The sequence below is a fragment of the Arthrobacter sp. Y3221160 genome (assembly GCF_059092585.1).
Window position 1 is genome coordinate 2,442,073 of sequence record NZ_JBNHHU010000001.1, and the last position, 14,438, is coordinate 2,456,510.

Consider the following 14,438-nt stretch of genomic DNA (forward strand, 5'->3'; position numbering starts at 1 on the left):
CCGAGGCGCAGCGCACGGCCGGACGAGGGGTTCTTACCGGCAAACCAGCCGCGGATCGGGCAACTTTTGTCCATGTTCAGCCATAACTGTCCATCTTTTGGCGAATCACAGGCCCCTGACCTGCGGCTTTGTCCCAGGGTCGTTTTAAACGTGGACAGTTGCGTCCCGTGACGCGCGCCGTCAGGCCTGCTGCCCGAGCCGGGCGAGGCGGCGGCGCGCCGCGGCTTCGCTCGGCCCGGTCTTGCTCAGCCCCAGCCGGACGACGCTTAGGACGATCCGGGTGGCGGGCTTTATGAGGATCCGCAGCGGCAGGGGAGTGGTCGGGCGCAGCCCCAGCAGGCGGCGGTGCTCCTCGGGAAGCGTTTCGACGGCGGCGGCGAACAGGATGCGGTAACCCAGCCGTTGCGAGCGGGGCAGCGGCGGCCGCCTGACAAACGCGACCGTCTCCTCCATGGTGGGCGACGCGGCTAGCTCCGGGGCGAAGCCGGCCAGTTGGGCGCGCAGTTCCGCATAAGTGCCGGGCGGGTCCGAAACCTGCATGAGCTCGCCGGCCTTGGCCCATTCGGCCACATAGCGGTCCGGACCACCCGGGAACCGTCGGCCGTAGGCAAGGTGCGCGGTGACGAAGGCGTCCGTGAAGGTCAGGTGCACCCACCGCAACAGGTGGGGGTCGTTGGCAAAGTACGGTTGCTGTCCGCCGGCCGAGTCGGTGTAGGTCCCCCGGACGCGTTCATGCAGGCGCAGCACCAGGTCGCAGGCGGAGCGCGCCGCCGCTGTGTCGCCGTAGGTGACGGTGAAGATCCACCGGATGGTATTTGCGAGGCGCCCCAGCGGATCGTCGCGGTAGGCGGAGAAGTCATGCACGCCGGCCAGCGCGCCGGGATGCAGCGTCTGCGTGAGCAGCGAACGGATGCCGGCAACCAGCGTGGGCATCGAGCCGTGGACCGCCCAGACGGCCGAATCGGGCGCGAAGTAGCCCGCGTCGTCGCCGTTCTCCAGGTCTAGCTCCCACTGCGGGATTGTGTCGCTCTGCCCGGAAAACGTGCCCCGCAGTTCGTCGCGCCAGCGGGTCAGGATGTTGCCCACACAGCCCATTATGGGCGGGCGGGAACGGCCGCGCACCGGGTTGCGGAGCCTGCATCGAGAAGAATGGTGTGTGCGACCCCGAACGTCGCACACACCATGGGAGCATCGGAGGCCAGGAGGCCAGGAGTCCCGGCCAGGAAGCTCAGCCCCGTCCGCCGAAACCCCCGGCGACCTGCCGCGCCTACTTCTTGGCGAGCAGCTCCGGATAGAACTTCTCGGTCACGTCCGGGTGGGCGCGCAGTCGGCCCTTGAGCATGTTGGCGCCGAAGCTGGAGAGCATCGGGTTGGTGGGGTCGTCAGTGCGGCCGCGGGACTCGGCCTTGAGCTCGTCCGGCAGCGGAACCGGGTCGATCACGGCATCCAGGCGCGGCGACCAGAAGAATGGCACCGAGTAGCGGTCCACGCCGGGCGGCGGAGCCTGCACGCGGTGGACGGTGGCGGTGATGTAGCCGTCGGTGGCGACCTCGAGCATTTCGCCCAGGTTCACCACCAGGGCGCCCTCGATCGGCTCGACCGGCAGCCACTCATCGGACTCCGGCGGCCGCACCTCGAGCCCGCCCACCATGTCCTGCAGTAGCAGGGTGACGAAGCCGTAGTCGGCGTGCACGCCCACGCCCTGATCGCCGGCTTCCTCCACCACGCCGCCGACGTAGTGCACCAGCTTGCCCATCCAATGCGGGGTGCCGGCGAACGGCTCGTCGAAGTAGTCTTCCGGCAGGCCCAGCCCGACGCCGATGGCCGAGAGCAGATTATGGCCCACCGTGGACATCAGCTCGGCCCAGGCCATGGCCTTCTCGCGCAGGTCCGGCTGCACGGCGTCCGGCCACTGGTTCGGGCCGCGCAGCAGCCAGTACTTCTGGTCCTCGGGGTAGTCGGTGACCGGCTCGCTCTCGGGCGAGTAGTCCAGCTGCTCGCGGGCATCGGCGCGGCCCTGGGTCCGCTCGGTGCCCATGCGGGTGTAGCCGCGGAAATGCGGGGAGTTTCGGTTGTCCAACTTCAGCCGCTCTTCCAGCGGCAGGTCAAAGAAGCGCTTCATCGCGTCGAAGAGCTCCGCTACCTGGCCCTCGGCCGCGCCGTAACCGGTGATCTGGAAGAACCCGACGCGGTGCGCGGCGTCGCGCAACTGGTCGATGAAGACCGGGTTGAAGCTGCCGTCCGCAAGGCGGGCGGTGCTCATGTCGAGTACTGGAATGCTCCCCTGAAGTGCGTTCATGGAAGGCAGACTAGCACCGGGCCCGGAGTCAATTGTTACGGACGTTACGTTTTGCTGCGGAGGCTGAGTTTCGCTTGACTCGCGAAGGGAATCGGCGTGGAATGCGCCCCGTATTTCGCCGTGTTACGGCCCGACGGCGGGTGCGGCCGACTCGGGAAGGCCCTCGGGCCGGCTCGGGAAGACCCTCTATCCGGTTCGGGAAGCCCCTACCCGGCTCGCGCGCCCGTACCCCGCCAGGCAAGCCCCTACCCCGCCCTGCAAGCCCCTACAACGTCTGGGCGATCGCCGCCCACGTCCGCAGGAACGCCGCGCCGGCCTCTTCGTGCACGGCCCTCGGGAAGCCGAGGTGGGCCGCGGTCAGCACCGGGTACGGCTTCTGCGGGACCCCGTCGTCGGGGCGGACATCCACGTGCAGCACCGCGTGCCCGTTGTGGTGCAGCAGGTCGGACATCGCGTAGTCGGTGCGCGAATCGCCCATCGTCCGCCACGCGTGCGGCACCACGCCGTCCGCGGCCAGCATTTCCAGCGCCCGCTCGGCGCCCAGGTCCTTGCCCAGCTGCACCGACTCGATGTCGGTGGCGATGATGTTCGGGTCCACCCGGTAGTCAATTTGGTCGTCGCTGTCCGGCAGGTGCTGGTCCAGGCGCGTGGCACCCATGCCGAACCTGGACATCAAAGCCAGGACCTCGGCGTCGAACTTTTCCTGCACCTGGCGGTACTCCCGGTTTTCCGTTCCCACCACCTGTTCCACGGAGACCATGGCGCGCTTGGTTTCGTCGAAGAACATGTGGCTGGAGTAGCCGGAGCGGACCAGCTCGCGCACCTCGGCGGCGAACTCCTGCGGCGGAGCCAGCGCATGGTCCACATGGATCGTGCCCGGGCCGGCCGCCGTGAAGCTGAACCAGACGGCGCCCTTTTCGCACACCGCATAGCAGCGCACCTCCGGCGGCATCCCGGCGGCCAGCATCGGCTCCATCACCTGCTCTTTGATGAACTGGTCCGACCGTCCGGTGTTGAACACGATCGGCCAGCCGCGTTTGGCCATCACGAGCAGCGAGTGGATGATCTCCGCCGGCACGGTCCGGGTCACCGTCGATGAAAGCGGGCCGTCGACGTCCAGCAGCAGGCCGATGGGCGGCTGCTCCGGGCGGGCAGGGAGACCGGCTGTGAGGCTCATGGTCCCAGTATGACGGGGTGGCACGGCCGTTCGCATCCCACCAGTTTTTCCCAAGGCCGCCCGGCAAGGATGGGTGCCTACAGGTTTGGGGGAGCGGGAAAGCGGTAAGGCAATGACGACGCTCTATGGGGATAGCGCGGTTGTGCCGGGGCCGGACAGCAGCGCGAGCCTGCCGTCCGGTCTCTCGCGGCGTGTTTTTGGGGTACTTGTTGGGGCCGGCATCGCCGGCGTGGCGGGAGGCGCGGGCCTGCTCACGGCCAGCCACCTGCAGGCCGGCACCGTCGGGTCGGGAGGCGTGCAGACGTCGTTCGGGAGCGTGCGGCTGGTGTCCGCGGAGCGCCAGCATCGGTTGGCGTACGACGGCGGTGTCCCCGCCACGGGCGCGGAGACCTCCGTTGCGGCGGGGCCGGCTACGGCCGGCGGCGCGGAAGGCCGGGGGAGTGCCGCGGGTGGAGCCGGGCACGCCGGCCACGGCCCCATCATGGCGGCGGCGCCACAACCGGCGAACATGACGTGGGGCGACCACCTGCTGGTGGAGCTGGAGGTGCGGAACGCTTCGGAGGACGCGGTGCTCTTCGCTCCCGGGCAGCTGCGGCTGAGGGTCGGCGACGGCGGTCCGACGGTGACCAACCGGGACTCCGGGGAGGCCGTGGCGCTGGCAGCTTGGAGTACCGAGCGCTTCTGGATCAGCTTCCTGGTGCCGGCGGACGCGCAGCGCTTGTCGGCGGAGTTTACGGATCCGTGGCTGCACGCGGCGCCGCTGCGGCTCGAGCTGCCGCGGGTGGCGCTCAGGCCCGGTTGGCTGGACGAGGGCGGACATCATGGCTGAGCACGTGCCGGAGCCGGACCACGGCCGCACGATGAGCGCAGCCTCGAGTAGTTCTGCGTCAGGCAGCGCTGCCTCGGATGGGACCGGCACCGAAGGCGCGCAGCCCCGGATGCCAAAGGATTCCCAGGAGACAGCCGGCGTCGGGCGCTGGAACTTCCTGAGATACGGGGCCGCCGCCGGGCTCGGCGCGCTGGCCCTGGGCGGACTGGGCGGCGCGGCATCGGCCCAGGCGACCGTGGCTGGGCGGAGGAGCCCCGCCCGGGCCGTCGCCACCGGGGCGCGGCCCTCCGCCGTCGTGCCCGTCCCCGGCGTGCTGGACCTCTACATCAACGAGGGCTACCTGAAGATGGTGGACGACTCGCTGGTTTACCACCGCGGTTTCGGCGACCGGCCCACCGGCCTGCGGGACGCCTCGCCGAGCCTGGCCGTGGCGCCCAAGGTGTTTACCGCCGACGGGCGGCTGGTGGAGTCGCGGAGCTATCCGCTGGGGGCGGCGCTGCCGCCGCGCGGCACTCCGCAGCCGTACGGCCCGGACCCGGCGAACCCCGGGCAGTACTTCATCCGCCGCAACTACTGGGCCAGCTACTTCCCCGCGCGCACGATCATCGCGGAGGTGGGTTCGACGCTCCGCTTCCGGGTGCACAACCGGCTGGCCAGGGACCATGAGTTTGTCCTGCACGACGTCGGACCGGACCACGAGGACGCCCGGACCGGTCCGATTGCGCCGGGCGGGAGGGCGCTGCTGGAGCTGCCGTGCCCGCCGGCCGGCACGTACATCTACAGCGACCCGACCAACGCGCCGGTCGAGCGGACCCTCGGGCTCTTCGGCGCGCTCCTGGTGATGGATCCCGGGCACCAGTGGGACATCACGCCCGGCCGGGCCAGCTTCGAACGGCAGTGGGTGTGGATCTGCCACGCGGTGGAATCGAACTGGGCGGCCATCGAGGCCGCCGGCGGCACCGTTGACCCGCTGCATACCAAGGCGGTGCCGCGGTACTTCACGCTCAACGGGCGCAGCGGCTACGAGTCGCTGGCCATGACCCGGAACGAGGCGCTCAACCTGGCCAGCGACGAGGAAACCCTGGTCTCCGGGTATCCGCGGCAGCTCGATGTGCGCCAGTTCGGCGAAGGCACCACCGCCGGCACCCTCCGCGGCGGCCAGCTGGTGCGGCTGATCAACCCCGGAATCGTGTACCACCAGATCCACTTCCACGGGAACCACCTGTGGACCGTGCGGCGGAACAACTACCACTGGCCGCGGCGCGAGGGGTACGTGGACAAGCAGGGCCACGTGGTGCTGCAGCAGTGGGAGGACGTGGTGGAGCTGCAACCGATGGATCGGAAGGACTGCATCATCCCGGTCAAGCGGCCGCCGGATGCCCTCGATCCGGTCTGGTACGCCCGGACCACCGACTGGGAGTACCCGATGCACTGCCACGCTGAGCCCTCGCAAACTGCCGCCGGCGGCCTGTATCCGGGCGGGCTGGTGGCTCATTGGAACCTGAAGGCACCGCTTCCCGGGGAGGGATGATGAGCAACCCGAGAATGCCCCTGCGCTCCGACCGCAAGGCCGCGAAACGTGCCGAAGAGCAACGCCAGCGGGCCGAGGCCGAGCGGAAGCAGGAGGAAGCTGCCCGTCGGCGCGAGGAGGACCGGAAAAAGGGCAAGAAGAAGGACGACGACGACCGCACGGGCGGGGGCGGGGCCAAGCCCACGGCGACGCCGAAGCCCACCTCCACGCCGAAGCCCACCGCAACGCCGGGACCGAGCGCGACGGCCGCGCCCACGGCTGAGCCGACCGCCTCGCCCACCGGCACTCCCACCGCCGCACCGACGCCGACGCCCACGGGCGAGCCCACGGAGGCACCGACGTCGTCCCCCACCGGGGAACCGACCCAACCCGCGCAGCCGACGCCGAGCCCGAGCCCCACTGACGACGGCCGCCCGCGCCACCGCTTTCGGAGCCAGGTGGACTTCAGCTCCGACCAGTTGGATCTGGACCGCCCGGTCACGGAATTCCGGCAGACGCCGCATTCGTCCGTCTACCTGGAGGTCTTCAACCGGGACCTGCGCTTCGACGACGGCGCAATGTTCGAGATGTGGAGCTTCGACTCGCGGGAGTCGGGCCGCGGTTTTCCCGGCCCGTTGATCCGGCCGTTGGAAGGGCAGATCTTCCACGCCACCGTGCATCCCTCGATGGGCCCGCACACCATCCACTGGCACGGGCTGGAACCCGACCCGCGCAACGACGGCGTCGGCCACACCTCGTTCGAGATCGGCGGCACGTACACCTACCAGTGGGCGCCGGAGCCGGGACGGCCCGGAGATCCCAACTACGGCGCGGCCGGCACCTACTTCTATCACTGCCACGTCAACACCGTGCTGCACGCGCAGATGGGGATGTTTGGCCCCGTGATCGTCGATCCGGTGGTGCACCCCGACTACCCGGTGACGCCGGGAGCGCGGCGGGCGTTCGTGGACGGGCCGGAGTACGACGTCGACACCGAGTCCATTCTGATCCCGTATTCGCTGGATCCGCGCTGGCACGAAATGCACCACGCGGCCGGGCTCTCCGGCGAAGACGTGGGGCTGAACCGGTTCGAGCCCAAGCACTTCTACCTGATGGGCGGCGAGTTGGTCCGCCGGCGCTCGGGCGACAACCGGGTGTGGAGCTTGTCTGCCCTGCGGGCCAACGTGGCCGGCGGCGAGAAGAAGCCGACGCTGCTGCGCATCCTGAACGCCAACTACCTTCCCAACCGCATGTACTTCACGGCCGTGGACGGGGAGCCGGTGCGGATGGCCGAGCTGATCGCCCACGACGGCCGGCCGTTCCGTGACACCTCCGTACCGGGGGCGCCCTCACCGACCTGCCGGGAGGCCGGATACCCGCTCATGACCGACGTGCTGGCCTTCGGCGCGGCCGAGCGGTACGACGTGATGCTGCACCCGCCGGAGCGGGGGGAGTACCGGCTGCGGGTCGAGTGGGAGGACTGGATCACCGGCGAGACCGTGGGCGTCCGCGAAGTGCCGATCACCGCGGCCTGACCGGCGGGAGGCAGCGGCCTGAAGCAGGCAGCAATAGCCCCGACGCGTGCGGCAAACGGACCGTAACCTTTTGGCTACGGGTCCGCGGCACGCTGTGGCGCGCGTTTCCTTCGCGGGCCGACTTCCTTAGGCTGGGTTCGTGATCTTCAAAGCCGTGGGCGACAGCCGCCCCTACCCCGAACATGGCCACGTCAGCCCCAAGGATTGGGCCGAGGTGCCGCCGCGCCAAGTGCGCCTGGACGAGCTGATCACCACCAAGTCAACGCTCAACCTCGATGCCCTGCTGGCCGAAGACTCCACGTTCTTCGGGGATTTGTTCCCGCACGTGGTGCAGTGGCAGGGGAACCTTTATCTGGAAGACGGACTGCACCGCGCGGTCCGCACGGCGCTCCACCAGAGGGCCGTGCTGCATGCCCGGGTCCTGGTGGTCGATGACTGAACCCAGCATTCCGCCGCCACCCCGACGCAAGCCCAAGCAGATACTGAGCTGGCAGGGCCAGCGCGTCATCACCGAAGAGGATCTGGACCGCGTCTTCGTCGAGGACGGCAATGTGGAGAAGCCGCACAGTTACCAGCGGCGGATCCTGCACGGGGTGGTGTTGGTGCTGCTGGTCGGCCTGGTCATCGCCGCGGCGCTCGCGGCCCTGGCCGTCGCCCGCGGCGACCTGAAGGTTCCCGGCTGGGGCCCGCCGCCGCCACCGGAAGCGGTCACCTGCCCGACCGGCACCTACGACTACCCGGACAACGGTTCGTTCCGGCTCAACGTCTACAACGGCACGCAGTTGGAGGGCCTGGGCAGCAAGGTGGCCGCGGCGTTGTCCGACCGCGGTTACGACATCGGTTCCGTCGGCAACAAGACCTTGAGCGTCTACGGGATGAGCGCCGTCGTCGTGTCCGGCAAGGCCGGCGAAGCCAACGCCTTCAACCTGCAGCGGAACATTCCCGACTCGGAATACGTGGCTGACGACCGCGCCGATGACAGCGTGGACGTGGTGGTCGGCGCCGGGTACAAGGAACTCGTGCCGGCCAACCGGGTGGACCAGACGCCGGGTACGCTGAGCTGCCCGAGGCTGTCGCCCACCCCCAGCGAACCGGCGGAGCAGGAGTAAGGCTTCCAGCACGACGGCGGTGCCCGGCCCGAGTGCCCGCCTCACCGCCGCGACGCTCTGCCCGCGACCTGTGCCCGACGCACCGGCCGCTCCGCATCGCCGTGGCGCCGGGACGCCGCGCCCCTAGGCGCCGACGGCGCCGGCGGCACCCTTCCGGCGGCCGTGCACGAAGAAGTAGAGCAGGGTGGTCAGCACCATCACCACGGCCAGCAGGGCGTACATGCCCGGGTAGTCGAGAACCGGAACCAGCGTGCCCAGGAGGATGGGGCCGAGCCCGGAACCGAGGTCGAGCGCCAGGAAGAAGGTGGACGTGGCCGTGCCAATGCGCATGGCCGGCGACACCTTCACCGCAATCGCCTGCGCGCCGGACATGATGGTGCCGAAGCCGATGCCGCTGAAAATCGCCGAGCCGATGATGGTCAGGAGGGTGGGGTCCGGGATCAGCAGCGCCAACCCCAGCACGAAGGAGATCAGGGTGGGGTACATGACGCTGTTGTCGCCGCGGCGGTCCTGGATCCGGCCGGCGAACAGGCGGGAGACCAGCACCGCCCCCGCATAGACCAGGAAGAAGACGCTGGCCGCGGAGGTGGAGCCCCGCGACTCCGCGTAGGAGGTCAGGAAGATCAGGATGCCGGAGTAGGAGGTCCCGGCCAGCAGGATGATGCAGGAGATGGGCAGGGCCGCTGTCTCGAAAATATCGCTCAGGCTCATCCGGAACCGACCGGATCGCTTCGGGGCCGGCAGTTCCGGCACCCGCAGGAACAGGGCCACCACGAGGGCAACCACGGAGGCGGCGGCGCAGAAGTAAAACATCGCATCGTAGTTGCGCAGCCCCGCCAGCAGCACGCCGACGAAGGGGCCCACCGCCGTCGAGAGCGTGGTGGACAGGCCGAAGTACCCGGTTCCCTCGCCGCGCCGGGTGTGGGGGATGAGGGTCTGGGCCGAGGCAGCCACCGCGGTGGTGCCCGCGCCGAAGGCCATGCCGTGTACGATGCGCAGCACCAGCAGCCAGGTCAGTGAACCGGTGGGAATGTACAGCAGCGAGGCGGCCACGAACACGGCCATGGTCGCCAGGATCATCTTCCGGCGGCCGACGACGTCCAGCAGCCGGCCGGCGAAGATCCGCGCAATGACCGAACCGAGCACGAACGCGCTGGACGTGAAACCGGCGGCGGTGTCGGAGGCCTGGAAGCGGTCCACGGCGTAGAGCGCCATCGTGGTCATCAGCATGTAGAAAACAAGGGAGATGAACAGGTTGACGACGATGGCCAGAATAAAGTTCTTGGTCCAGAGGCTCGTCGGTTGCTGATTCATCCCGCTATCGGTCCTCTCAATCGGGCCGAAGCGTCGGCCGGCCAATCAGTACATGCGCCGCGCACGCGGATGGAACCGCAGCGTGCAGCCAGGGTGCTTCGCCGGTCGCCCAAGGGGACGGCGACCGCCACAGTTCAGGGAAGCGGACCTTCGCTCCGGGCGCTTGGGCGCCCGGAGCACCTTCAACAACCTATCGCTTCGGGAGTAACATGTCGGCCAAGCGCCGGGCAGAGCGAGGAGCGTGCGATGGGCGAGACAACTGCGCAGGCGGGATCTGCGAACCTGATGGTGGACCTGATCATCTCGCTGGACGGCTATGCCTCGGCCGTGGGCTGGCCCGGCTGGTGGGGGCTGGAGGGCCCGGAGTATTTGGCCTGGCTCGAGCAGGAGGGGGAGAAGGACTACACCTTCCTCCTGGGCGCGAACACCTACCGGCTGATGTCCGGCATGTCCGAGCAGGCCGCGGCCGGGTCCTCGGAATTCTCCGCAGATGAGGGCGCCAGCCTGACCGGCCTCGCCGCCGTGCCGAAGGTCGTCTTCTCCTCCACGCTGCAGGCGCCGCTGACCTGGCCGAACTCGGAACTGGTCACCGGGGATGCCGTCGCGGCCGTGGCGGAGATGAAACGCACCGGGACCGGGCAGCTCAGCACCCTCGGCAGCCTCAGCCTGTGCCGGTCGCTGCTGACCGCGGGTCTCGTGGACCGCTTCCGGCTGGTCGTCTTCCCGGTCATCACGGGCCGCACCGGCCGGGAGCGGATCTACGACGGCTATCCGGACGTCGCGCTCGAGATGGTGGACAGCAGGACCTTCGACGGCCGGCTCCAGTTGCTTGAGTACGTTCCCACCGTGCTCGACGGTCCGCCCGGCAACGCGCAGGGCACAAGATAAGGCGTAGGACACAAGAAAACCGGCGGGCCGCTTCGGGAAGCAGCCCGCCGGTTCCGGCCTGGTCAGGTCAGTTGCAGCCGTCGGGGCCGCACACCGCGCCGTCGTCGGTCTTCGACTGCGGCAGCACGGTCAGCGGGCTGCGCTCGTTCCACGCCTGCCGGATCGCCTGCGCGAACGCCTCGGCCGGCTGCGCCCCGGAAATCCCGTACTTGCGGTCCAGCACGAAGAACGGCACCCCGTTCACGCCGAGCGCGCGGGCCTCGGCGATGTCGGCGCGGACCTCCGCGGCAAAGCGGTCGCCCGCCAGCGTCTCGCGGATCTCCGTCTCGGGAATGCCCAGTTCGACGCCGATGCCCACCAGGTACTCGGCGTCGCCAATGTCTTTGCCCTGCTCGAAATGGCCGGACAGCAGGGCTTCCTTGGCCTGGTCCATCACGCCGTGCTCCTTGGCCAGATGCAGGAAGCGGTGCGCGGTGAAGCTGTTGGCCACCACCACGGAGTCGAAGTCGTAGTTCAGGCCCTCGCCCTCGGCCTGCGCCGTGACGTGGGCGAACATCTGCTTGACCTGGTCCTGCGGCATGCCCTTCATCCGGGACAAGTACTCGGTCTCGGTGCCGTCATAGTGCTCCGGCAGGGTGGGGTCGAGCTGGTAGCTGCGCCATTCGACGTCGATCTGGTCCTTGTGCTCGAAGCCCTCCAGGGCCGTTTCGAAGCGGCGCTTGCCGATGAAGCACCAGGGGCAGGCAATGTCGGACCAGATCTCAATCTTCATGGACACGTCAACAAAGAGCGCGGGCCGGCTATTCCGCGCGGTCCAGCTCGCCGTGGCACAGGCGCCGGACCACGTCCGTGAGCATGTGCAGGCCTGCCACGACGTCCTCGTCCCTGGTGTACTCGTGCTCGTTGTGCGAGATGCCCTCGACCGAGGGCACGAAGAGCATGATCGTCGGAACGATGTCCTTCATGTTCGTCGAGTCATGACCGGCCAGGGTCTTCACCTTCCGGTAGGAAAGGCCGAGGTCGACCGCGGCCTTTTCGGCCAGTTCCACGCCCTCGGGCTGGTACGGCGTCACGGGCCAGCAGTGGGAGCCGCCCTTGTCGATCCGCACGTTCGCGGCCCGCTCGATCTGAAGCATCCGCTCGTGCAGCATCTGGTCGGCCTCGGCCAGTACCGCCTCGTCGGCAGACCGCAGGTCAAGCAACAGGTTCACCCGGGACGGCACGACGACGGGGGAATTCGGATACACGTCGAGCTGGCCCACGGAGGTGTGCAGGACGCCGGGGAACCGGTCCGCGATTTCCCGCGCCGCCACCACCAGCATCGAGGCCCCCAGCAGGGCATCCTTCCGGTCCGCAATCACCGTGGAGCCGGTGTGCGACTGCTCGCCGTGCACCACGAACTCGTACTTGTTCGCCGCCCAGTTCGAATCCACCAGGCCGATCGTCACGCCGTCGCGCTCCATGCTCCGGCCCTGCTCGATATGGATCTCGGCGCAGTAGGCCGCCGCCGGCCCCGTGCCGGACCCGAGACAGCCGATGGACTGCAGCGCTTCCGCGACCGTGATACCGGCCGGGTCCTCCACCGCCAACGCGGCAGCGGCGGTCATCTTTCCGGTGTAGACCGAGCTGCCCATCATCGAGGGCTTGAACCGTGCGCCCTCCTCGTTGAACCAGTTCACGACCGCCAGGTTGTGCCGCGGCACGGTGCCCGAGGAGCGCCATTCGGCTGCCAGCCGGAACGCGGCGTGGGCGGCGGCGAGGACCCCGTAGGCGCCATCGTACTTACCCGCGGTCGGCTGGGAGTCCAGGTGCGAGCCCACCACCACATACGGCGCGTCCGGCACCAACTCCAGCAGGCCGAATTGGTTGCCTATCTGGTCGAACTCCACGCGGAAGCCCTCCGACTCCAGCAGTTCGGTGAACCAGCGCCGCTGCTCGCCGTCCGCCGCCGATCCGGCCAGCCGGTGTACCCCGCCGTTCTCCGTCGCCCCGAACCCGCTCAGCACCTCGAAGTCCCGCAAAAAGCGTGCGTCCTCGTGAGAATCCAGCCCGCTCATCGCGCGTCCTCCTGTTCTCCGGTCTTCGGTGACCGCACGGATGGGTCCTGCAGCACGTGCAGCAGGGCGGGCTTGCCGCTGTCGACGGCGCGGCGGAAGGCATCCCGGAAATCAGCTGTCCGCTCCACCCGTTCGCCGTAGCCACCGAAGGACTGGGCCCACTGCGCGAAGTCCGGGTTGGTCAGTTCCGTGCCCGACGGCCGGCCCGGATAGCTGCGCTCCTGGTGCTCGCGGATGGTCGCGAAGCACCCGTTGTCCACCACGATGACCACCGGCGCGCTGCCGTACGCCGCGGCCGTCCCGAACTCCTGCCCGTTCATGAGGAAGCAGCCGTCGCCGGCCACGGAGACCACCTGCCGGCCGGGGAAGATCAATCCGGCCGCCACGGCGGCAGGGATGCCGACCCCCATGGCGCCGTTGCGCGGTGCCACGAGCGAGTCGGCCGCCGAGTGTGGCAGGTAGCGTGCCGGCCACAGCGCGTGGTTTCCCGCGCCGTAGGTGATGACGGCGTCGTCGTTCAGTTCCTCGCGCAGCACCGTCATGCACTCGTTCAGGTCCACGCCGCGGCCGCCGTCGAGCGGCACGGGGGAGCTGAAGCGCTCGTACTCGGCGCGGGCATCCGGCAGCCAGGACGGCTCGGCGGCGCCGGTCTCCGGCAGCCCGGACAGGGCCTCGGTGAACGCAATCGGATCGGCCACGATGTGCTGGTCGAGGCGCCCGAAGTGCCCCAGCGTGTCGCCGGGCATCACTACCACGGTCTCGGCATCCAGGCCGGCGGTGTACCCGTCGCTCAGGACGTCGGCGCGCGGGCAGCCGATGAACACCAGCAGATCCGACTTGTCGAACCGCGCTGCCAGCGCGTCACTGCGGGCGTAGCCGAGCGACCCTACGTAGCTGTTGCCGCCCTCGAGCCGGTGCGGCACGGCATCGTAGGCGCGGAAGTCCGCGGCCACCGGGATTCCACGCCCGGCCGCCCACCTGGCCAGCGCCTCGCCGGATTCCTGCGTCCAGCTTTCGCCGCCCACCACGATCATCGGGCGGCTGGCCTGTGCCAGCCTCGTGCCGAATTCCTGCAGTGCCGACGACGACGGGGCCGTGCGGGCCAGGGCTCGCGGCGTCACCGGGACGCCGCCCGGGACCAGGTGGGTGAGGACGTCCTCGGGGAGGCCGATGACCACCGGGCCGGGCCGGCCGCTGAGGGAGGTGTGGATGGCGTCGTCCACGACTGCGGCTGCCGAGGCTGCATGGTCGAGGACCAAGACCTTCTTGGCGGTGCTGCCGAACCACGCGTGGATGTCGAACTCCTGGAACGATTCGCGTCCGCGGTCGCCCACGGGGATGAGTCCGACGAAGAGCACCAGGGGAGTGGCGTCCTGGTAGGCGGTGTGGACGGAGATGAACGCGTTCGCCGCGCCGGGCCCGCGGGTCACCATGGCGATGCCGGGAAGGTTGGTCAGCCGGCCCTCGGCCAGCGCCATGAACCCGGCGCCTCCCTCGTGGCGGGTGACGACGGTGGTGATCGAGGAATCGTGCAGGCCGTCCAGGACGTCGAGGAAGCTCTCGCCCGGGACGCCGTAGACGCGTTTCACCCCGGCGGCCTCGAGCTGTGCCACGATCAGATGTCCCGCGCTGATACCGGCGCCGGCGCCGGCGCTGCCTGCGCTGCCGGACCTGCCGGCCTCCGGCATGGCTGTAGTGCTCACGCTGTTCCCTTCCTTCG

Annotated in this window: 13 protein-coding genes; 6 read left to right on the forward strand and 7 right to left on the reverse strand. The window is 69.3% G+C overall.

Going from position 1 to position 14,438, the window contains the following annotated elements; all coding sequences use genetic code 11:
- Positions 1-180: 180 nt before the first annotated feature.
- The 3 genes from AC5RWG_RS11425 to AC5RWG_RS11435 all read right to left on the reverse strand — a co-directional run bounded on the left by AC5RWG_RS11425 (position 181) and on the right by AC5RWG_RS11435 (position 3,476).
- Entirely contained in the window at positions 181-1,095 is a 915-nt protein-coding gene (locus AC5RWG_RS11425) for an oxygenase MpaB family protein (protein WP_494101301.1), read from the reverse strand.
- Positions 1,096-1,267: 172 nt separating this feature from the next.
- Positions 1,268-2,299: an isopenicillin N synthase family dioxygenase gene (locus AC5RWG_RS11430; protein WP_494101302.1), complete on the reverse strand. Its 1,032-nt coding sequence runs from the start codon at positions 2,297-2,299 to the stop codon at positions 1,268-1,270.
- Positions 2,300-2,564: 265 nt separating this feature from the next.
- Entirely contained in the window at positions 2,565-3,476 is a 912-nt protein-coding gene (locus AC5RWG_RS11435) for a Cof-type HAD-IIB family hydrolase (protein ID WP_494013260.1), read from the reverse strand.
- A 112-nt stretch (positions 3,477-3,588) separates the two neighbouring features.
- Here AC5RWG_RS11435 and AC5RWG_RS11440 point away from each other — a divergent pair, with 112 nt between their 5' ends.
- The 5 genes from AC5RWG_RS11440 to AC5RWG_RS11460 all read left to right on the forward strand — a co-directional run bounded on the left by AC5RWG_RS11440 (position 3,589) and on the right by AC5RWG_RS11460 (position 8,459).
- The gene (locus AC5RWG_RS11440) at positions 3,589-4,305 is read left to right on the forward strand and encodes a DUF4352 domain-containing protein (protein ID WP_494102349.1); all 717 of its coding nucleotides are present in this window, start codon (positions 3,589-3,591) and stop codon (positions 4,303-4,305) included.
- 109 nt (positions 4,306-4,414) lie between these two features.
- Positions 4,415-5,836, forward strand: coding sequence for a multicopper oxidase domain-containing protein (locus tag AC5RWG_RS11445; RefSeq protein WP_494166941.1), 1,422 nt, complete (start codon positions 4,415-4,417; stop codon positions 5,834-5,836).
- The gene (locus AC5RWG_RS11450) at positions 5,836-7,350 is read left to right on the forward strand and encodes a multicopper oxidase domain-containing protein (protein ID WP_494166942.1); all 1,515 of its coding nucleotides are present in this window, start codon (positions 5,836-5,838) and stop codon (positions 7,348-7,350) included. Before AC5RWG_RS11445 ends, AC5RWG_RS11450 begins: the two co-directional genes overlap by 1 nt.
- Before the next feature lie 139 nt (positions 7,351-7,489).
- Positions 7,490-7,789, forward strand: a complete 300-nt coding sequence (locus tag AC5RWG_RS11455) for a type II toxin-antitoxin system VapB family antitoxin (RefSeq protein ID WP_493977152.1) — start codon at positions 7,490-7,492, stop codon at positions 7,787-7,789.
- On the forward strand, positions 7,782-8,459 hold the full coding sequence (locus tag AC5RWG_RS11460) for a LytR C-terminal domain-containing protein (protein WP_494166943.1): 678 nt from the start codon (positions 7,782-7,784) through the stop codon (positions 8,457-8,459). Before AC5RWG_RS11455 ends, AC5RWG_RS11460 begins: the two co-directional genes overlap by 8 nt.
- A gap of 123 nt (positions 8,460-8,582) precedes the next feature.
- Here AC5RWG_RS11460 and AC5RWG_RS11465 read toward each other — a convergent pair whose 3' ends face one another.
- A complete protein-coding gene (locus AC5RWG_RS11465; protein ID WP_494166944.1) occupies positions 8,583-9,773 on the reverse strand; it encodes an MFS transporter in 1,191 nt (396 codons plus the stop codon).
- Positions 9,774-10,019: 246 nt separating this feature from the next.
- On the opposite strand from AC5RWG_RS11465, the gene AC5RWG_RS11470 reads away from it, so the two are divergent.
- Positions 10,020-10,661, forward strand: a complete 642-nt coding sequence (locus AC5RWG_RS11470; RefSeq protein WP_494166945.1) for a dihydrofolate reductase family protein — start codon at positions 10,020-10,022, stop codon at positions 10,659-10,661.
- 67 nt (positions 10,662-10,728) lie between these two features.
- Here the strand turns inward: AC5RWG_RS11470 and AC5RWG_RS11475 are convergent, their stop codons facing one another.
- The 3 genes from AC5RWG_RS11475 to AC5RWG_RS11485 are packed head-to-tail and all read right to left on the reverse strand — an operon-like array spanning position 10,729 to position 14,406.
- Positions 10,729-11,433: a DsbA family oxidoreductase gene (locus AC5RWG_RS11475; RefSeq protein ID WP_494166946.1), complete on the reverse strand. Its 705-nt coding sequence runs from the start codon at positions 11,431-11,433 to the stop codon at positions 10,729-10,731.
- A gap of 28 nt (positions 11,434-11,461) precedes the next feature.
- Entirely contained in the window at positions 11,462-12,718 is a 1,257-nt protein-coding gene (locus AC5RWG_RS11480) for a M20 family metallo-hydrolase (RefSeq protein ID WP_494166947.1), read from the reverse strand.
- A complete protein-coding gene (locus tag AC5RWG_RS11485; RefSeq protein ID WP_494167120.1) occupies positions 12,715-14,406 on the reverse strand; it encodes a thiamine pyrophosphate-dependent enzyme in 1,692 nt (563 codons plus the stop codon). Before AC5RWG_RS11485 ends, AC5RWG_RS11480 begins: the two co-directional genes overlap by 4 nt.
- Positions 14,407-14,438: the final 32 nt, after the last annotated feature.

Bases quoted from the DNA above. Each gene is read 5' to 3' on its own strand.
- AC5RWG_RS11445 (WP_494166941.1), top strand. From the start codon at position 4,415: ATGCCAAAGGATTCCCAGGAGACAGCCGGCGTCGGGCGCTGGAACTTC.
- AC5RWG_RS11470 (WP_494166945.1), top strand. From the start codon at position 10,020: ATGGGCGAGACAACTGCGCAGGCGGGATCTGCGAACCTGATGGTGGAC.
- AC5RWG_RS11430 (WP_494101302.1), bottom strand. From the start codon at position 2,299: ATGAACGCACTTCAGGGGAGCATTCCAGTACTCGACATGAGCACCGCC.
- AC5RWG_RS11425 (WP_494101301.1), bottom strand. From the start codon at position 1,095: ATGGGCTGTGTGGGCAACATCCTGACCCGCTGGCGCGACGAACTGCGG.
- AC5RWG_RS11465 (WP_494166944.1), bottom strand. From the start codon at position 9,773: ATGAATCAGCAACCGACGAGCCTCTGGACCAAGAACTTTATTCTGGCC.
- AC5RWG_RS11450 (WP_494166942.1), top strand. From the start codon at position 5,836: ATGAGCAACCCGAGAATGCCCCTGCGCTCCGACCGCAAGGCCGCGAAA.
- AC5RWG_RS11480 (WP_494166947.1), bottom strand. From the start codon at position 12,718: ATGAGCGGGCTGGATTCTCACGAGGACGCACGCTTTTTGCGGGACTTC.
- AC5RWG_RS11435 (WP_494013260.1), bottom strand. From the start codon at position 3,476: ATGAGCCTCACAGCCGGTCTCCCTGCCCGCCCGGAGCAGCCGCCCATC.
- AC5RWG_RS11460 (WP_494166943.1), top strand. From the start codon at position 7,782: ATGACTGAACCCAGCATTCCGCCGCCACCCCGACGCAAGCCCAAGCAG.
- AC5RWG_RS11475 (WP_494166946.1), bottom strand. From the start codon at position 11,433: ATGAAGATTGAGATCTGGTCCGACATTGCCTGCCCCTGGTGCTTCATC.
- AC5RWG_RS11485 (WP_494167120.1), bottom strand. From the start codon at position 14,406: ATGCCGGAGGCCGGCAGGTCCGGCAGCGCAGGCAGCGCCGGCGCCGGC.
- AC5RWG_RS11440 (WP_494102349.1), top strand. From the start codon at position 3,589: ATGACGACGCTCTATGGGGATAGCGCGGTTGTGCCGGGGCCGGACAGC.